Below are 14,825 nucleotides of genomic sequence, written 5' to 3'. Positions count from 1 at the left end.
CCCCGAAGACCGCAAGATGCTGCTCGACCCCGGCTTCGAGCTGACGCTGCGCCCGATGCGCTACCCGTCGTTCTACGACCGGTACCGCGACGCGATCAAGAACACCTGGACCGTCGAGGAGGTGGACCTCCACTCGGACGTCGCCGACCTGGCGAAGCTCAGCGAGGGCGAGCGCCACCTGATCGGCCGGCTGGTCGCGTTCTTCGCGACGGGCGACTCGATCGTCGCGAACAACGTCGTGCTGAGCCTGTACAAGCACATCAACTCCCCGGAGGCACGGCTGTACCTGTCGCGCCAGCTGTTCGAGGAGGCCGTGCACGTCCAGTTCTACCTGACGCTGCTGGACACCTACCTGCCCGACCCGGAGGACCGCGCGGCCGCGTTCGCGGCGGTGGAGAACATCCCCTCCATCGCGCAGAAGGCCAAGTTCTGCTTCAAGTACATGAACGCGGTCGACCACATCGATTCGCTGCAGACGAAGGAGGACAGGCGGGCGTTCCTGCTCAACCTGATCTGCTTCGCGGCGTGCGTCGAGGGCCTGTTCTTCTACGGCGCGTTCGCCTACGTGTACTGGTTCCGCAGCCGGGGCCTGCTGCACGGTCTCGCGACCGGCACCAACTGGGTGTTCCGCGACGAGTCCATGCACATGGACTTCGCCATGTCGGTGGTGGACACGGTCCGCGAGGAGGAGCCCGACCTCTTCGACGACGAGATGGCCAAGCAGGTCACCGAGATGCTGGAGGAGGCCGTCGAGGCCGAGCTCCAGTTCGCCCGCGACCTGTGCGGTGACGGCCTGGCCGGCATGAACACCGAGTCGATGCGCCAGTACCTGGAGGCCGTGGCCGACCAGCGGCTGGCCCGCCTGGGTCTGCCGATCCGCTACGGGTCGACCAACCCGTTCGGGTTCATGGAACTGCAGAACGTCCAGGAGCTGACCAACTTCTTCGAGCGCCGCGTGTCCGCGTACCAGGTGGCCGTCGAGGGCTCGGTCTCCTTCGACGACGACTTCTGAGTCGATATCGTTCAGCGAACAGCGGAGCTGCCGTCACGGCGGCTCCGCTGTTCGGTACCCGGTCTTCAGGAGTAGCCCGGGCATGCCCAAGCTCCGACAGCGTGTGGTCAACGGCCCCTTCGGGCCGATACGGATCAGCCACGACCGCCGGCCGTCCGTCATCGCCCGCGTGCAGGGGGCAGGGATGCCCACCGTCACGGTGGTGCCGGACCGCGAACACGGCGCGATGAACATCAACGGCCAGAACGTGCCGATGAGCCGGACCCGCAACCGCACCCGCACCGCCGTCGTCGGCGACCGGAGCTACGAGCTGAGGGCCACCAGCCTCCGCCGGGCGGAGCTGCGCCGCAACGGAGCGCTCATCGCCCACGCGCGCGGATCGTTCCGTTCGTATTCCCCGGGGAACACCATCCCCGGCCTCGACGCGAGGATCACCTGGTCCCAGGGCGTCGACCCCACGGACGTGGCAGTCGGCCAGGCCATGGTGATCGGCTTCGGCGCCGGTGCCCCGGGAGCGGTCCTGCGGACTGTTTTCTTCTGGGTCGACAACCTCACCTGAGAGAACAGTGGCGCCCCGCACGGCCACAGCCCGTGCGGGGCACCTCTGTTACGTCAGTCGGCCGAAAACTCGCCGGACTTGACCCCAGAGAGGAAGGAATCCCAGGCCTCGGTTGCGAACAGCAGTGCCGGTCCATCCGGGTCCTTCGAGTCACGGACCGGCACGGCGCCCTCCGCTCCTACCGCCACCTCCACACAGTTGCTCTGGGCACCTGAGAAGGAGGACTTTCGCCAGACGAGGTCAACAGCGGCCGCACCCACAGGGATGCTACTCATCGGAATGTCCACCTTTCGCGATGCGCTTGACGAGCGCGACTGATTCCTTGCGCGGCAGGGATTCGGCCAGCGCCCGCCGGAACAGGTTGGAGTACTTGAAGACCTCGCTCGGTTCCTCGATGTAGAGCGTGCTGAGGAGGCTGTCCACGTACACGACGTCCGTCTCAGTGCTCTCAGGGAAGCTCAGGATGACCATCGGTCCGAACAGTGCGGCATGAACGTCCGAGTCCTCCGGCAGCACCTGAACGTTGACGTTCGGCTGATCAGCCATGGTGACCAGGTAGTCGAGCTGTTCCCTCATCACCGCACGCCCACCGATCTGGTGCTTCAGCACGGACTCAGACAGTACGACCCATAGCCGAAGCGGGGATTCGCGCGTCAGTACCGACCGCCGCTCCAACCTGACCTTGGTCAGCCGCTCGACCTGCTCGACGCTGGCATCCTCTATCTGCGCTCGCACCACTGCCCGGGTGTAGTCCTCCGTCTGCAAGAGGCCCGGGATCAGGAAGGTCTCAACACTGTAGGCGTCGGAAGCGTCGGCTTCCAGCGAGATGTAGTCGGCGTACAGCGGCGACAGGGTGTCGGAATACCTGTCCCACCAGCCCCGCAACCGGCCGTCCCTTGACAGGTCTTCCAGTTGTCCGCGTGTCGCTTGGTCCGCAACTCCGTAGAGATCGAGCAGCAGCCTGAGATCTACGAGTCTGATGCCCGATTGCGCCGCCTCGATCCGACTGATCTTGCTCTCAGCGCAAGCCAGTTGCCTCGCCGACTGAGCGATCGTCATCTGCGCCGCGACCCGCATCTCCTTGAGCGTTCGAGCGAGCCGCCGCTGTCGAACTGTCGGGTTCCTGTTCACGGGCACGCTTCGACCTCCCAGCGGTATGTGCGTTGTCAGTCTGCCGTCCTGCGCCTGCGACAACAATCTTTGATCCCTTCCAAAGTAGGGACTTGCACTTTGGAAGTACCCAGCGGCAAGCTACTCAACGTAGTCCGCCGATAGACGGATGGTGATAACAGCGGACTTCCACCGGGCATCCCCATGCCTTCTTCAGCCGCTCTCCGCACACTCCCGAGGTGGCCCCACCATGCCTGAAACCGTCTCCACCACCCCCGCCGAGCAGACCTGCTGGCTGCCCCGGCACCCCAGGTCCCCCCGCGCCGCCCGCCAGGAGCTCCGTTCCTTCCTCCTCCCGCTCCTCGCCGGTGAATCCCTCCTGCACGTCGGCGAGTTGCTGGTCAGCGAACTCGTCACCAACGCCGTGCGGCACGCCCGCACCCCGCGCGGCCGTCTGATCTTCGTCCGCTTCCAGCTCCTCCCCGACCACATCCTCCGCATCGAGGTGCACGACGCCGGCAACGGGAAACCGACCCTGCGCGACGCCACCACGTGCTCCGAGACCGGCCGAGGCCTGCTGCTGCTCCACCAGTTGGCCCAGAGCTGGGGCTGCTCCCCGCGCGCGGGCGGCGTCGGCAAGTTCGTCTGGTGCCACGTCTCCCCCGAGGCGGGCGCCGCGTGAGCAGCGTCCGGGCCGGGATCAGCGGCATCATGCTGCCGACCCTGTTCCCGAGCCTCGACCACGCCCTGCCCGTGCTCTGGGAGCGCGTCCGCGACCTCCCCGTCCGCGAGGCCCATCGGGACTTCATCCGCCTCTGCATCGGCCCGACCGGCGGAGCCGCCGTGGCCAATGGCCTCACCCGCAGCGGCCGCTGGAGCACCACCCTCTACCTCGGCGAGACCCCCCGCTGGACCGCCCATCCCCTCACCATCACGACCCACCGCCCCTGAACTCCCCCGCCTCGGCCCGGCGTTCACGCCGGGCCGAGGCGGCCAAACCACTTTCCCGTTCTCGAAAGATCTTGTCCTTGACCCCGAAGTGCCGGCGGGAAAGGCTACGCATCGACGAGTCTCCCCCTCTGGAGGAACACTTCCATGCTCAAGGGTCACGACTTCAGCCGCCTCTTCGAGACATTCGAACGAACGGCCTTCCGACTCGAAACACTGGCCGTCTACGACGTGGAGGGCGAACGCGAGGAGTTCGCAGACTTCCTCGCGGGCAAGGGACTCCCGCCGGAATGCTCGGACAGTCCCTGGGTTCGCTCCATGACAGACCTGGGCAAGCAGCTGTCCCGGGTGCACGTCCTTCAGTCACCCCTATCGGACTACCTCCGGTACGAGCTGGCGGCCTACGCCGGCAACATCAAAGCCGGCGAGTCCATCGGCATCATCGACACCGCCCGGCAACGCGTGGCAGGGCTCCCCGACCACGACTTCTGGCTCTTCGACGACGCCAAGGTCTACCGGATGCACTACACGCCGGAAGGGCAGTTCCTCGGCGCCGAGCTGCTCCCCGAAGACCGTCTCACCGAGTACCGGCAGTACCGGGACATCGCCCTGGCCAACGCGGTGCCCTTCGGAGACTACACGGCAGCGCAGTGACCTCCCGGAAGTCGCGGTGCTCCCTTCTCGGTGGGCCCTTGCGAGGAGCAAGGGGCCACCCAGAAGCATCGTTGTTGTCGAACCTTTGCACCATTGCTGAAGTTGTTCCAGTTTCCAGTGTTGGAAACGAGAACCGCTTGCCGATGCCTGGTTCCACCCGCGAGCATCGTAGGGACACCCAGCGAGGAGGAAGTTGTGGAGCTGACACGGCTTGTGGGTTCCTGCTCGGACGGCGACTGCCCGACGCTGTACCTGACGGACCGGGGAACCCTGGCTGTACAGGGCGAGCACCTCACCGCGCATGATCTCAGCGTTCCAGATCACGAGACGCTGGTCGAAATTCCCATCGAACTCATTCGAAAGGCCATCCGTGACAACCTCATCTAGGACCCTCGGGGAATGGTTCTCGGAGTTCGGCCGTGAGGCGTTCCGGCTCGAAACGCTTGACGACTACGGCCAGTCCAGCGGCCTGGAGGCCTATCACGCATTCCTCGCAGGCGAAGGACAACCGGAGAGCTTCAAGGCCTCCGCCTGGGTCGAGACCGTGGCCGAGGCCACTCGTTCCGGTAAGCGCATGTACCGGGTGCATGTGCTCGCCCGCCCGCTCACGGACTACCTCCGATTCGAACTCGCATGGGGGTACCACCGGAACATGGCAGCCGGCGAGGAGTTCTTCATCCTCGACACCACGGATCGGGAGCACCCGATTCCCGAGGCGCCTGATTTCTGGCTCTTCGATGACGAGACAGTTGCAGAAATGCACTACGACACCAGCGGAACGTACACCGGAGCCGATTTTCTCACCGGCGACGTGGTCACCCGGTTCAAGGCGTACCGTGACATCGCCATGGCGAGCTCGGTTCCCTTCACGGAATGGTGGGCCGAGCACGGCGAGTGAACAGGACACAGCTCGGGGCAGCGCTACGGGACCTTCGGCGGTCTTCCGGAAAGGAAGCCAAAGCCGTCGCCCGCAGCGCTGTCATGTCTCCGAGCAAGTTAAGCAAGATCGAAACCGGCAAGGTGCCGCCCACCGTGGTGGACGTGGAACGCATCCTTGCCGCCATAGGCGTGTCCGACGAGGTCAAAGCCGAGTACATGGCCGCCGCGCGGGCCGAGTCCACCGAGGCGACGGCCTGGCGCCTGGTGCGGCGTCTCGGCTACCACCGCAAACAGCAGCAGATCAAGGCGCTGGACGACTCGACGCGACTTCTTCGCGTGTTCCAGCCATCGCTCGTTCCCGGGCTGCTTCAGACCCCCGAGTACGTGCGAGCCGTGTTCGCGGGAAAGGACCTCGGTGAGGATCAGTTCGCCCGGACAGTCGAAGCCCGCCTTGCGAGACAACAAGCTCTCTACGATGCCACCAAGACCCTGCAGTTCGTCATCACCGAGTCCGTTCTGCGCTGGCGCCTGGTGCCCGCCGCGATGATGGCCGGGCAGCTGGACCGCATCATCTCGGTTTCCCGTCTCAGCCAGGTCGACATCCGGGTCGTTCCGTTGGCTGCCCCGCAGTCCGACGTGCCGTCGCACTCCTTCGTGATCCGCGACGACCGGATGGTGACGGTCGAGACCGTGCATGTCGAACTGGCGGTCACCGACCCTCGCGACGTCGAGATGTACCTCCGCAAGTTCAAGGGGTTTTCCGACCGTGCCGTGTCCGGCGACGCGATGCGACGCATGCTTGAGGACATTCGAGACGGTTTCTTGGCCGAGCAGGAGGGCTCTCGGTAGTCCGCAATCGTGGGCACGAAACAGGTCGAGCTGGCCGCCCTTCAGCGCACCGCAACGGAACTCCACCGCTTCCTGCCCTGATCCCCGGCGGTCGCTCGACAGTCGTCGCCAGGAAGTCGTCCTCCCGCCTTCGGGAAGCATCTCAAGGTCGCCGAGCCGAGCAGCCGAGCGCAGGAAGTCGACTCCTCCGACTTCCTGCGCCACAACGGTAGTCACGCCTAATTCTTTCGGGAACAGGAAAGCGTGCAGGAAACAGGCCGCGCCTCCCGTAATTTGGTGGCTCCCCGAAACTTTCCCAGGATCCCGGGAGCCACCATGCCCGCCGCGAATTCCGCACAGCCGATCGAAGCGAGCCCGCCACCCCGCCGCCGCCGTACGCATGCGGAACTGATGGCGCTGGTCGACAACAACCCGGTCCGGAAGGACCTCACCACCGGGCGGCTGGTCGAGATCGTGGGCGCGCAGGACGGTCTGGCCCTGGTCCGGCCGCTGTTCGAGCCGGAGGCCCCTCCCCGCCGGGTTCCCGTCGAGCAGCTCACGACCCGTATCAGCCTCTGGGGCTGACTCTCCTCCTCACACGTCCGCCCAAGTCCTGGGCGGGACGGGGCCGTTCCGTGCGGCCCCACCACGACACCGGAAGGTGCAGGCGATGACCGATCTCAACCTGTACGAACTCGACCTCTCCCTCGTCGAGTTCAACCGCGCGTGCGGCGGCAACCAGGGCGGGGGCGACGACGGCGAGTCGTGCGTGACCCTCGGCCTGGTTCAGCCCGGCGTCTACGCTTTCGGCGACAGCAAGCGCCCCGACCGTGCGCCCCTGCTCTTCACCACCGAGGAGCTCACCACCGCCGGGATCGACCCCGCGCGGTTCGGCCTGTCCGTCTGACGCCACCCGACAGCCCCGGCCGCCCGCAGTCCCGTGCGGGCGGCCGGGGCGCGAACCCGTCCGAGGAGAAGCGCAGGTGCACTTCCACGGCTACGAATGGGCAGGTGACGGCCGCCTCCTGGCGAAGGAGCCCGAACGCCGGCCGTCCGACGACGCGGCGTTCCGGCTCTCCGACCTGCCCCCGCTGATGACCGGCTGGTGGCTGCTCCGTCCCGCCTCCCAGATCCGGGGCACCTGGGACACCTTCGCCGAGGCAGCCGACTGGCTCGCCGAACGCTACGCGGAGCACACCCCCGGCGGTGACCCATGGCTCCCGATCGCGACGAGACGCCGACGCGCCGCCGACCAACTGGCCCGCGCCTCCGACGTGGTGTGGTCCCGCTGGCTGTCCGACAGCCACTGGTCCGGTCACTACGTCGTCGCGTGCCCCAACAGGGCCTGGCCGAACATCCGCTGTCCGGCCGAGCACACCATCGCATGACCCGTAGCCCCGCCCGCCCCCGGATCAGGCAGCAGCCGGGAGGGCGACCAGGACACCGGTGAGCCGCTCCGACAGCTCCGACAGCTCCCACAGCCGCCGTGGCCGACGGCTGGGCGAGCGGACCGAGGAGAGCGGGAGCGGCGCCGCCGCTGCACGCCGCCCGTCCGAATGAACTCCCGGGCCGTACCGGCACCGCACCTCCGTACACGACCTGCCTCCGGTTACCGTCCGGCGCACAGCCGAACGAAAGGGGCACCCCGTGACGAGCGGAATCCTCGACTACGAGAGCGACGCCATCGTCCAGTTGATGAGCATGGCGGAGGAGGACTGGACGGAACAGGAGCTCAAGGACGCCCTCCAGCGGGCGATCATGCTGGAGCTGTCCACCATCCCGCCGTACGCCACCGCCCTGTGGTCGATCACCGACCCGGACAACGACAAGTCGGTCCGCCACACCATCCGCGAGATCATCTTCGACGAGATGTCGCACTTCGGGCTGGTCTGCAACATGCTCACCACCATCGGTGGCACGGTCGTCCTCACCGATCCCGCCACCGTCCCCAAGTACCCCGGCGAGTTGCCCGGCGGCGTCAACCCCGGGCTGGAGGTCCACCTCAGCGGGCTGACCCGCGACTCGGCCGCGCTCTTCGCCGGCATCGAGAAGCCCGAGAACCCGCTCGCCTTCGCCGCCGACGGCAACACCATCGGCGCCTTCTACCAGCGCATCGCCAACGTCTTCCCCACCTTCGCCCACCTGATCTCCGGTCAGAACCAGGTCAGCTTCCCGCTCGGATCCGGCCACGGCGCCGGCAACGACATCGTCCCGATGAACACCCTCGACGACGTCCTGAAGGCCATCGACATCATCCAGACCCAGGGCGAGGGCACCACCGCCTCCCCCGACAACCCCTTCCCCGGCTCTCCGGGCGAACTCGCCCACTACTACGCGTTCAAGGAGATCGCCGTCGACAGGAAGCTCGTGAAGGACCCCGCCACGGGGAAGTTCGAGTTCACCGGCCCCGACGTCCCGCTCCCGGACACCTCACCGGTCGCCCGCGTCCCCCGGGGCGGCTGGGCGAACGACCCCGCCAACAAGCCGGACCGGACCACCGCCGGCGTGCTGCACGACTTCAACACCTCCTACAGCGACATGCTGCACGCTCTCGAATCGGCCTGGGGCGGCAACGGCTCCTCACTCTTCGACGCGATCGGGCACATGGGCGTACTGCGCACCAAGGCACAGCAGTTGAACGGCATCAAGCTCCCGTCCGACCCGCGCTTCACCTACGGCCCGGAGTGGCTCTTCGTCCAGTAGGACGGCCGAGGCCCGAGGCCGGTGCGGTCCGCCCGCACCGGCCCCCGCTCACTCCCCCTGGCCGGCACCACCCGCCCGCAACCGCTCGGCGAACGCCCGGGCCGCGGCCAGATCGCTCCCGTCGGGCCGCGCCTTGTTGATGCCGCCGACGAGCTTGAACGGCAGCCAGGTGTCGTAGGCCCGGCAGGAGAAGGTGCCGGTCACCTCGAACCCCTTCCCTTGGAGCTGCCGCACCAACGGCCGGGTGAAGGGGCGGATCCGCAGTTCCGGCAGGCCGCTGGTGGCGAAGACGAACGCCCTGCCGCGCTGCCCCTCCGGGAGCGACCGGACGAAGTCGCGCAGCCGCGTGTGGAACTGCCCCGTGAAGATCCCCGATCCGAACCCCACCAGGTCGTGGTCGGCGAGCTCCGCCGGGTCGATCTGCTCCGGCTCGACGACCCGGGCCGCGAGCACCCGGCCCATGACCTCGGCGATCCTCCGGGTGTTGCCGTGGGACACCGACGCACACACCAGGACGGCCTTCATGACGGTTCTCCTTCCGATCGGTCACTCCTGACAGTGGGACCGGGCAGGGCGCGAGAACGTGACATCGCCCGCGGAGGAACGCCGAAGGCCGGCACGGACAGGGTCCGTACCGGCCTTCGAACAGGAACGACGGGAACGACTACCGTCCTGCCGTCACTCGTTCGGCACGGTGGCGTACTTCGGGGTGCCCTCGGCCATCTGGCGCAGGGCGTCCTTGCGGTCCCGCTTGGACAGCTTGTCGATGTAGAGGGTGCCGTACAGGTGGTCGGTCTCGTGCTGCAGGCAGCGCGCGAAGAAGCCGGTGCCCTCGACCCGGATCGGGTTGCCGTCCTTGTCGACGCCGGTGACGGCGGCGTAGTCCGGGCGCGGCAGCTCGGCGTAGGCGGTCGGGACGGACAGGCAGCCCTCGTTGCCGTCGTCGAGCACCCGGCGGCGGTCCGACGGGTACTCCTCGAGCTTCGGGTTGATGACGTGGCCGATGTGGCGCACGCCCTCGTCGTCCGGGCAGTCGTAGACGAAGACCTTGAGGTCGACACCGATCTGGTTGGCGGCCAGGCCCACGCCCTCCGCGGCGTACATCGACTGGAACATGTCGTCGATCAGCGCGGACAGGTCGGCGTCGAAAGCGGTGACGTCCTTGACCTCGCGGTGCAGCACCGGGTTGCCCACGACGGTGATCGGACGCGCGGTGCCCTTGGAGAGGTCGGGTTCCTCGCCCATCACCTTGACGGGCGCCTCGGGCGCCGCCCCCTCCACGTCGTGCTCCTGCTCGTGGTCGTGCTGCTCCGCCATGTCTTCCGCTTCCATAGATCTCCTACGCGTACCCGACCAGGGTACTCAGCAGACTTCTTCGAGATCCCGGTAAGCCCGGCTCGCGGGGGCGGCCGCGACCCAGCGGTCCAGCAGGGCGCGCACCAGGTGCGCCGGCGCGGCGATCCCGCACTCGCGCTCGACCAGCCAGGACATCCCGGCGGCGCCGCCCTGGCTGAGGTGGCTGAGGTGCCCGGGGTGGGCGGCGTCCCCGTCGTCGTGCGGGTCGTGGTGGGCGACGACGCCGTCGTCCGAGGCCATCCGGCTCTCCGAACAGGCCCGGCACAGCAGCCGCACCGAGGAGGTCCAGTCCTCGGCCGCGTAGCCGGCGTCGGCGACCAGCCGCTCCAGCGCGTCCCGGTCACCGGCGGTGGCGGCCTGCAGCAGGACCACGTAGGTCGGCACCGGCGAGGGCGCCCACAGCTCGATCTCGTCGAACACCGGGTAGGCGACGCCGTCGGTGACCCGCTCGCCGTGCGGGGCGCCGTCGTGCAGCACCACCTCGCCCCAGCGGCGGCCGGAGGAGGGCAGCGGGATGGACAGCACCTCGATCCGGGCCGGGTCGAGGCGCCGGCCCCACACCACCTCGGACTCGCCGTCCGGGGACAGCCGCACCGGGGTGGTGCCGAGGTCGAGGCTGACCGGCCCGTCCACGCCGGGGCCGCCGGGCAGCTTCAGTCCGTACGCCTGCCAGGCGCGGCGGGCCAGCGGCCAGTCCTGGAGGGCGGTGGCGGTGATGCCGAGGTTCCACCAGTCGGGGGCGCCGTGCTCGCGGTCCAGCAGGGCGACGGCGCGCAGGCCGGCCGAGCGGGCCTGCTCCCAGTCGCGGCGGAACTTGTGCAGCAGGGCGAGGTTGAACCAGGAGTCGGACAGCCAGGGCTCCAGGTCGGCGGCCATCACCAGCAGGGCGCCGGCGTCCTCGTAGCGGCCGTCGCCGATCAGCGTGAAGGCCCGGTCGGTCGTCTGCCGCCAGGTGGCGGACGGCCGGTGCCGTGCCCGGTGGAAGATCCTCACGTTCGTCCCTGCCGTCGTCGTCCGCTCAAGTCCCTTGCCGTCCGGGGCCCGTCCGTGCTCGACGGGGTCCGGGTCCCGGTGCTCCGGGTCGGTGTTCCACGCTACGACCGCATCCAACCACGCCCGCCCCCGACCGCGCTCCCCACCGCCGGGGTTGGAGCCCGCCCCTCCCCAGCCTGCCCGGCGGAGCCCGCCGCCTCAACCCCTGGCCGCGGGGGCCCGACCTGGGGCCGAGCAGGCCTCCACCCCGCCCCGGCCCGTTCGGCCGATCCCGCCGGGCGACCGGCTCCGCCCTGCCCGCCCACGGCCCGCCCGGACCCGCCCGGACCCGCCCGGACCCGCCAGGCCCCGAGCGACTCCCCCACGGCCCGGCCCGGGCCCGCTCGGACCCGAGCGAGTCCCCCTTACGGCCCGCCCGGACCCGCCAGGTCTTCGGGCGAGTCCCCTACGCCCCCCGGAGAGCCCTCAGCCCCGGCCCGGTCCGTCGCCCCGACCCGGTCCGCCGACCCGGGCCAGGGCGTCCACCACCCGGGCGTCGTAGACCCGGCCGCGCCCCAGCCGCAGCACTTCCAGCGCCTCCAGCCGCCCCAGCGCCTCGCCGAGGCCCCGGCGGCGGGCCGCCGTCAGCAGGTCGTCGTGGGCGTTGGCGACCCTGATGATCCGGGCGGCGAGCGGCACGGGCCCCTCGCCGCCGACCGGCCCGGCGCAGGGGTCGGCCAGCCGGGCGACCTGCTCGGCGACCTGCCGGGGCACCCCGGTGCGGCTGATCACCTCACTGCCGAGACGGGCGATCCGCTGCTGCTCGGCGCTGGGCAGCAGCGCGGTCGCGCCGTCCGGCACCGGCTCGACCAGGGACAGCTGGCCGACGTCGTGCATCAGCGCCGCGTACTCCAACAGGGCGAGCTCCCGGGTGCCCAGCCCCAGCTCGCGGCCGAGGGCGCACGCCGTGTCCGCGACCCGGCGCGCGTGCCCGTGCGGGGTGTAGCCGGCCACTTCGGTGGCCCGGGCCAGGCTGGCGATGGTCTGCCCGGTGGTGGCCCGCACGGCGGCCGCCCGCCGGAAGGACACCTGGGCGAGCAGCAGCGGGGTGCAGAACAGCGGCAGCGCCCACAGCCCCACCTCGCCGGCGGCGAGGCTGACCAGCATCCCGGTGGCGACGATCGCCGAACCGATGCCGAACAGCGAGCGCAGCTCGTCCTCCAGCGCCGCCGGGAACCGCAGCCCGGAGTCGGGGCCGGCCGCGGCGCACCGCAGCAGCGCCGCCAGGGTGGCGTCGCAGAGCGCGGCCAGCGCGGCGACGGCGGTCAGGAAGGCCCCGTAGGCCGGGCCCTCGGGCGAGAACCGGTCGACCAGGCCGCCGTTGTAGAGCGGCTGGAAGACGGCGGCGGCGAAGCCCACCGCGAGCAGCCGGCGGGCGGCGCCGTCCCGGCGGGCCGGGTCGGCCCAGGGCGGGCGCCGGTGCGGGCGCCCCGGGCGGTGCGGCAGGGCGACGCCGGGCAGCCAGGAGAGCGCCAGGCCGGCCCCGGTCACCGCGACCACCTGGAGCGTCCCGTGCGCGGTCGGTACCCCGCGCAGCGGCCCGAGCAGGGCGTAGGCCAGCGCGCCGGCCGCGCCGATGGGCGCCTGCTCGCGGTCACCCGGAAGGGTGATCCGGACGCATTCGCCCAGCGCGATGAGCGCGGTGAACGCGAGCGCGACGCCCGGCTCCGCGACCCCGCGCAGCGCCACCGCCCCGAGCGCGTACGCCAGCAGGGCGGCGGCGCCCAGGTGCACCGCGCCGGTGGTGCGGCCCCGGACCGCGCGCACGAACGCCCGGCGGCCGCGCGTCGCCCGGGCGGTGCCCGTCCGGCCTGCCCCCGTACGGTCCTTCCCCGCCCGCCTGGCCGCGGTACGGTCCGCACCGGTACGGCCGGACGTCCTGCGGCCGGGAATCCGGCGGCCGGACACCCGGCGGCCGGGGCCGGTGCGGGCGGAGCCGGGCCGCCCCGGGACCCTCACGGCTGCCCGGCCGCGGGGACGGTCCCGCCCTGGGCGGGCACCCGGCCGGGCGCGGCCCGCACCGGTTCTGGCACCCCGAGCGGGATGTCCGGCACGGCCCGCACGCAGTCCTCGGAGTGCACCACCGGCTGCCAGCCGTGCACGGCCAGCGCGTCGATCAGCGCGCGGACCATCACCGGGTCGAACTGGCTGCCCGAGCAGCGCTCCAGCTCGGCCACCGCCTCGGTGACCGGGCGCCCGCGCCGGTAGGAGCGGGTGGAGGTCATCGAGTCGAAGGCGTCGGCGACGGAGATGATCCGGGCGAACTCGGGGATCTGCTCGCCGGCCAGTCCGCTGGGGTAGCCGCGCCCGTCCATCCGCTCGTGGTGGTGGAGGATTCCGGCGTGGGCTTCGCCGAGGAAGTCGATGCCGCGCACCAGCTCGTACCCGTACACCGGGTGGATCTCCACGGCCCGGCGTTCGTCCTCGTCGAGGGGACCGTTTCTGCGCAGGAGTTCGGTGGCCACCCCGAGCTTTCCGACGTCGTGCAGGATCCCGGCGAAGCGCAGGGTGCGCAGCCGCTCGGGCTCCATGCCGAGCTGAGTGGCGATCAGCACCGAGGCCCGGCCGACGCGTTCGCTGTGCCCCCGGGTGTACGCGTCCTTGATCTCCACGGCCTGCACCAACGACTGCACGGTGGCCTGGTGGGCGTCCTGCTCGCGCTGCCCCTGGGCGAACACCCAGGCGGAGATGGACAGCGGCAGCAGGGCCAGCAGCGCGGCGAACGCCCCGTACGGGCCCTGCCAGAGCACCGCGACCATCAGCCCGCCGGCCGCGTGGACCAGCACCGGCAGTCCGCACACCGCGCGGGCGCCGCGCAGCACCACGCCGGCCCCGCGGCCCTCGCTGAGCACCACCATCACGCCCACCACCGCGCCGTTGACCAGGCAGAACACCGCGACGGAGGCGAAGCCGGGCAGCAGCGCGGCCGGGAAGCGGGAGCCGAGGAGGAGCTGGGGGCCGCTCAGCAGGTGGAAGACGACGGAGGAGGCGAAGGCGCACAGCGCGAGCTGGGAGCCGTTGAACAGCTGGCGCCGGCGGCAGCCCAGCCCGGTCGGGCCGCCGAGCAGGGCGGCGGGGGCGGCGACCAGCGCGGCGGCGGCCGGCGGGAGCATCAGCACCCCGGCGAACAGCACCGGGAAGAAGGCGTTCTCCCCGGGCAGGGCGGGTGCGCTCTCGACCGGCGCGGGGCGGCGCAGCAACCGGCGCACGATGCGCAGGCAGGGTGTCGACAGTCCCTGGGCGAGCGACTCCCAGCAGCCGTGCAGGAAGGCCAGCAGGCCGACCTTGGGCCAGTCCACCGGGTGGCCGAGCCAGTGCGGCACCCCGGGGGTCGCGGCTGCGGGCAGCAGCGGCAGCAGGCAGCACAGTGCCGCCACCGGGACGGCCACCAGGTAGCACACCGCCCCTCGCGGCAGGGTCGCGCCTCCACTGTCGGTAGCGATCTCGACCTCCCCGCCGTCCGGACCCCGTGGGGCCCCAGCACGCCGGCGGGACCGGCGGTGAGCGCCCGTCAGGAGGATAGGCCGCCGCCCGGGCGTGAGGACGCATGATCGCGCAATGGCGCAGTTGGCGCACCGCCAACTCACTCGAACGAGTGACGGCGCATGCGGGCACAACGGGGGCGGCCCCGGGAGCACACGCCTCCCGGGGCCGCCGGACTCCCGCATCGGGGCCCGGCCCGTCCTCGCCGACGGACCGGGGGACCACTGGGACCGGGGGACTGCTGCGGCCGGGGCCTACTGC

19 protein-coding genes are annotated in these 14,825 nt (G+C 70.5%); 12 read left to right on the top strand and 7 right to left on the bottom strand.

Features of this window, described 5'->3' with window-relative positions; all coding sequences use genetic code 11:
• The first annotated feature begins 16 nt into the window (after positions 1-16).
• Entirely contained in the window at positions 17-1,012 is a 996-nt protein-coding gene (locus tag ACGF07_RS01430) for a ribonucleotide-diphosphate reductase subunit beta (protein WP_350744143.1), read from the top strand.
• Between the two features lie 82 nt (positions 1,013-1,094).
• Entirely contained in the window at positions 1,095-1,571 is a 477-nt protein-coding gene (locus tag ACGF07_RS01425; protein ID WP_392894441.1) for a hypothetical protein, read from the top strand.
• A gap of 53 nt (positions 1,572-1,624) precedes the next feature.
• Here the strand turns inward: ACGF07_RS01425 and ACGF07_RS01420 are convergent, their stop codons facing one another.
• Positions 1,625-1,846, bottom strand: coding sequence for a DUF397 domain-containing protein (locus ACGF07_RS01420; RefSeq protein ID WP_392894440.1), 222 nt, complete (start codon positions 1,844-1,846; stop codon positions 1,625-1,627).
• Positions 1,839-2,708 carry a helix-turn-helix domain-containing protein gene (locus tag ACGF07_RS01415; protein WP_392894438.1) on the bottom strand — a complete coding sequence of 290 codons (870 nt, stop codon included), beginning with the start codon at positions 2,706-2,708 and terminating at the stop codon, positions 1,839-1,841. Before ACGF07_RS01415 ends, ACGF07_RS01420 begins: the two co-directional genes overlap by 8 nt.
• A gap of 223 nt (positions 2,709-2,931) precedes the next feature.
• Between ACGF07_RS01415 and ACGF07_RS01410 the strand changes: the two genes are divergently transcribed.
• The 10 genes from ACGF07_RS01410 (at position 2,932) to ACGF07_RS01365 (ending at position 8,693) form a co-directional block, all read left to right on the top strand.
• A complete protein-coding gene (locus ACGF07_RS01410; protein WP_392894436.1) occupies positions 2,932-3,363 on the top strand; it encodes an ATP-binding protein in 432 nt (143 codons plus the stop codon).
• Positions 3,360-3,632 carry a hypothetical protein gene (locus ACGF07_RS01405; RefSeq protein ID WP_392894434.1) on the top strand — a complete coding sequence of 91 codons (273 nt, stop codon included), beginning with the start codon at positions 3,360-3,362 and terminating at the stop codon, positions 3,630-3,632. Before ACGF07_RS01410 ends, ACGF07_RS01405 begins: the two co-directional genes overlap by 4 nt.
• A gap of 144 nt (positions 3,633-3,776) precedes the next feature.
• Positions 3,777-4,283 carry a DUF6879 family protein gene (locus ACGF07_RS01400; protein WP_392894433.1) on the top strand — a complete coding sequence of 169 codons (507 nt, stop codon included), beginning with the start codon at positions 3,777-3,779 and terminating at the stop codon, positions 4,281-4,283.
• Between the two features lie 195 nt (positions 4,284-4,478).
• Positions 4,479-4,670 carry a hypothetical protein gene (locus ACGF07_RS01395; RefSeq protein WP_392894431.1) on the top strand — a complete coding sequence of 64 codons (192 nt, stop codon included), beginning with the start codon at positions 4,479-4,481 and terminating at the stop codon, positions 4,668-4,670.
• Positions 4,654-5,181, top strand: coding sequence for a DUF6879 family protein (locus ACGF07_RS01390; RefSeq protein ID WP_392894430.1), 528 nt, complete (start codon positions 4,654-4,656; stop codon positions 5,179-5,181). The genes ACGF07_RS01395 and ACGF07_RS01390 overlap by 17 nt, the downstream gene beginning before the upstream one ends.
• The gene (locus ACGF07_RS01385) at positions 5,178-6,011 is read left to right on the top strand and encodes a helix-turn-helix domain-containing protein (protein WP_392894428.1); all 834 of its coding nucleotides are present in this window, start codon (positions 5,178-5,180) and stop codon (positions 6,009-6,011) included. Before ACGF07_RS01390 ends, ACGF07_RS01385 begins: the two co-directional genes overlap by 4 nt.
• Positions 6,012-6,326: 315 nt before the next feature.
• Positions 6,327-6,575, top strand: a complete 249-nt coding sequence (locus ACGF07_RS01380) for a hypothetical protein (protein ID WP_392894426.1) — start codon at positions 6,327-6,329, stop codon at positions 6,573-6,575.
• Between the two features lie 85 nt (positions 6,576-6,660).
• Positions 6,661-6,897, top strand: a complete 237-nt coding sequence (locus ACGF07_RS01375) for a DUF397 domain-containing protein (RefSeq protein ID WP_392894424.1) — start codon at positions 6,661-6,663, stop codon at positions 6,895-6,897.
• A 76-nt stretch (positions 6,898-6,973) separates the two neighbouring features.
• On the top strand, positions 6,974-7,378 hold the full coding sequence (locus ACGF07_RS01370) for a hypothetical protein (RefSeq protein ID WP_392894423.1): 405 nt from the start codon (positions 6,974-6,976) through the stop codon (positions 7,376-7,378).
• A gap of 259 nt (positions 7,379-7,637) precedes the next feature.
• Positions 7,638-8,693, top strand: a complete 1,056-nt coding sequence (locus ACGF07_RS01365; RefSeq protein ID WP_392894421.1) for a ferritin-like protein — start codon at positions 7,638-7,640, stop codon at positions 8,691-8,693.
• Between the two features lie 48 nt (positions 8,694-8,741).
• On the opposite strand, the gene ACGF07_RS01360 is transcribed toward ACGF07_RS01365, so the two are convergent.
• The 5 genes from ACGF07_RS01360 to ACGF07_RS01340 all read right to left on the bottom strand — a co-directional run bounded on the left by ACGF07_RS01360 (position 8,742) and on the right by ACGF07_RS01340 (position 14,482).
• Positions 8,742-9,218, bottom strand: coding sequence for a flavodoxin family protein (locus ACGF07_RS01360; RefSeq protein ID WP_392894420.1), 477 nt, complete (start codon positions 9,216-9,218; stop codon positions 8,742-8,744).
• Between the two features lie 153 nt (positions 9,219-9,371).
• Positions 9,372-10,010 carry a peptide deformylase gene (gene def / locus ACGF07_RS01355; RefSeq protein ID WP_350746922.1) on the bottom strand — a complete coding sequence of 213 codons (639 nt, stop codon included), beginning with the start codon at positions 10,008-10,010 and terminating at the stop codon, positions 9,372-9,374.
• Between the two features lie 45 nt (positions 10,011-10,055).
• Complete coding sequence (locus tag ACGF07_RS01350) at positions 10,056-11,042, bottom strand: hypothetical protein (RefSeq protein WP_350746919.1); 987 nt, start codon at positions 11,040-11,042, stop codon at positions 10,056-10,058.
• A gap of 465 nt (positions 11,043-11,507) precedes the next feature.
• Positions 11,508-12,848 (bottom strand): HD-GYP domain-containing protein, encoded by a 1,341-nt coding sequence (locus tag ACGF07_RS01345; protein WP_392894418.1) that lies wholly within the window; start codon positions 12,846-12,848, stop codon positions 11,508-11,510.
• Between the two features lie 188 nt (positions 12,849-13,036).
• Positions 13,037-14,482, bottom strand: a complete 1,446-nt coding sequence (locus tag ACGF07_RS01340; RefSeq protein WP_392894416.1) for an HD-GYP domain-containing protein — start codon at positions 14,480-14,482, stop codon at positions 13,037-13,039.
• Between the last annotated feature and the right edge of the window lie 343 nt (positions 14,483-14,825).

The sequence above is a fragment of the Kitasatospora sp. NPDC048194 genome (genome assembly GCF_043202455.1).
Taxonomy (GTDB): domain Bacteria; phylum Actinomycetota; class Actinomycetes; order Streptomycetales; family Streptomycetaceae; genus Kitasatospora.
The sequence above is the reverse complement of the archived record's forward strand: the minus strand, read 5'-3'. Positions and strand labels throughout refer to the sequence as shown.

Excerpts from the sequence above, each read along its gene's own strand:
- ACGF07_RS01430 (WP_350744143.1), top strand. The coding sequence starts at position 17 with ATGCTGCTCGACCCCGGCTTCGAGCTGACGCTGCGCCCGATGCGCTAC.
- ACGF07_RS01425 (WP_392894441.1), top strand. The coding sequence starts at position 1,095 with ATGCCCAAGCTCCGACAGCGTGTGGTCAACGGCCCCTTCGGGCCGATA.
- ACGF07_RS01420 (WP_392894440.1), bottom strand. The coding sequence starts at position 1,846 with ATGAGTAGCATCCCTGTGGGTGCGGCCGCTGTTGACCTCGTCTGGCGA.
- ACGF07_RS01410 (WP_392894436.1), top strand. The coding sequence starts at position 2,932 with ATGCCTGAAACCGTCTCCACCACCCCCGCCGAGCAGACCTGCTGGCTG.
- ACGF07_RS01400 (WP_392894433.1), top strand. The coding sequence starts at position 3,777 with ATGCTCAAGGGTCACGACTTCAGCCGCCTCTTCGAGACATTCGAACGA.
- ACGF07_RS01380 (WP_392894426.1), top strand. The coding sequence starts at position 6,327 with ATGCCCGCCGCGAATTCCGCACAGCCGATCGAAGCGAGCCCGCCACCC.
- ACGF07_RS01375 (WP_392894424.1), top strand. The coding sequence starts at position 6,661 with ATGACCGATCTCAACCTGTACGAACTCGACCTCTCCCTCGTCGAGTTC.
- ACGF07_RS01360 (WP_392894420.1), bottom strand. The coding sequence starts at position 9,218 with ATGAAGGCCGTCCTGGTGTGTGCGTCGGTGTCCCACGGCAACACCCGG.
- def (WP_350746922.1), bottom strand. The coding sequence starts at position 10,010 with ATGGCGGAGCAGCACGACCACGAGCAGGAGCACGACGTGGAGGGGGCG.